Source organism: Atribacter sp. (assembly GCF_035418125.1).
In the GTDB taxonomy this organism is placed as follows: domain Bacteria; phylum Atribacterota; class Atribacteria; order Atribacterales; family Atribacteraceae; genus Atribacter; species Atribacter allofermentans.
The window spans coordinates 1-1,983 of the sequence record NZ_DAOLQM010000329.1 but is presented as its reverse complement, the minus strand read 5'-3'; the positions used below and the strand labels follow the sequence as shown (position 1 = coordinate 1,983).

The 1,983-nt window shown below is 40.9% G+C and carries 2 protein-coding genes; both read right to left on the bottom strand.

Going from position 1 to position 1,983, the window contains the following annotated elements; all coding sequences use genetic code 11:
* A partial coding sequence (locus PLK24_RS11100) for an ABC transporter permease (protein WP_324479133.1) occupies positions 1-458 on the bottom strand: 458 nt, incomplete at its 3' end.
* Between the two features lie 42 nt (positions 459-500).
* Positions 501-1,505 carry an ABC transporter permease gene (locus tag PLK24_RS11095; protein ID WP_324479131.1) on the bottom strand — a complete coding sequence of 335 codons (1,005 nt, stop codon included), beginning with the start codon at positions 1,503-1,505 and terminating at the stop codon, positions 501-503.
* Positions 1,506-1,983: the final 478 nt, after the last annotated feature.

Here is a 1,983-nt window from a genome sequence, read left to right as displayed (position 1 = left end):
GCCATCTGGGGAATATAAACGATTCCAATAGCGATCATGGCTTTTTCTAATCCTGCTCCTAAGGCAGCCATAATTGTAATCGATAAAAGAATGCTTGGAAAGGCAAATAAAACATCAACTATACGCATTAAAAATGTGTCTACCCATCCTCCATAATACCCACCAGCTATACCTAAAATAAGACCAAAAACAGTGGAGATAAGAACGGCAATAAAACCAACTGATAAAGATGTTCGTGCACCCCAGATGATTCTTGACAGTAAACAACGCCCTAAATAATCGGTACCCAAGGGGAACTGATTATATTCTTCGCCTGCCCAGAATCCGGGCTTCAATCGATTGGCGAGGCTTCTCTGCAGTGGATTATTGGGGGAAATGATAGGTGCCAATAAGGCAACAATTACCATAGCAACAATAACGATCAACCCCACAAAAGCTGACTTATTTTTGCGAATCATATAAAAAAAGTCGGAAAAAACTCCACTAGTATTCTTCATCATTTAATGGTACCTGATCCGTGGATTAATATAGGCATACAATACATCAGTAATGAGATTGACTACAACGAATATGAAGGCAATAAAAAGAACCGATCCCTGAATGGCTGGATAATCACGAGCATAAACTGCATCAACTGTGTATCGACCCAATCCCGGCCAAGCAAAAACCGTTTCAGTTAAGATGGCTCCTCCTAAAAGGAGACCAAATTCCATGCCAATAACCGTGATGATAGGAATCAGTGCATTTTTTAAAGCATGTTTGAAGATTACCATTCTTTCTGGTAGACCCTTGGCTCTTTCGGTACGTATAAAATCTTGGCGGATAATTTCAAGCATAGAAGATCGGGTGATCCGGGCGATCATCGCCATTGGAATAGTACCAAGCGCAATGCTGGGAAGAATGAGATGGAGAAGCGAGCTTCCCAGGGCTTGAAAATTCAAGGTCAGAATAGAATCCAACACGTAGAGACCGGTGATATTTTGAAGGGGAATCATGACATTGATCCGACCGGAAATAGGAAGAATATCCAACCAGAGTCCGAAAACAAACATTAACATTAACCCTAACCAAAAGACCGGCATGGATATACCGAAAAGAGCAACGGTCATTGAGAAATAATCAAAAAAGTGATATTGGCGTATAGCTGAAATGATTCCGGCTAATATGCCAATCACAATGGCCAAAAACATGGCAAAAAGTGAAAGCTCAAGAGTAGCAGGAAAACGGTTAAATATTTCTTCTACAACTGGAGAGTGAGTGGTAATAGAGCGGCCTAAATCTCCTCGAAGCAGACTTTTGAACCAGATATAGTATTGCACGTACATTGGTTTATCGAGTCCCCACCGCTCCCGAGTAGCTTGAACATATTCTTCGGTAGCATGTTCACCGGCTAAAATCCGTGCTGGATCTCCAGGGGTGAGGCGGACAATGACGAATATTAAAATCGACACGCCAATTAAAACTGGTATAAGCAAAAGCAGACGTTTTAAGATGTATTTTTTCATGTTGTTTTATTATACGGATTTATAGGAAGGGTGTAAATATCTAAAAAAAGGATAGACCTTCATGCTGCCTGGCAGCACCAGATGAGGATGAAAATACTTACTCAGGAATCGTTTCCCCCTTTAGCAAAGGGGGTAAGGGGGATTTGAATTTTTTCCTAATCCGTCATTGCGAGGAACGTAGTGACGTGGCAATCTCTGTCACCCAGTTTGTCATTCTGGGGAGTCCGGTGTTTTTCTGGACACTATAAGAATCTCATCTTTTTCAATTCCCCAGTTCCATAATTTCTCAATCCTACAAATAATAAAAGATGACTCATGAGATTGCCACGACCTCAAAAAACCAGGTCTCGCAATGACGGATTGAGTAGATGATATCCTCACGGCTTCTGAATACGAAGCCTCAGGATGACCGAATAAAAAATCCATTTAATGGTATTTATAGGATAGGAAAATAAAAAGGGTTCGGAAAGAGGTTATT

Coding starts and splice junctions, on each gene's coding strand:
- PLK24_RS11095 (WP_324479131.1), bottom strand. CDS start 1,505: ATGAAAAAATACATCTTAAAACGTCTGCTTTTGCTTATACCAGTTTTA.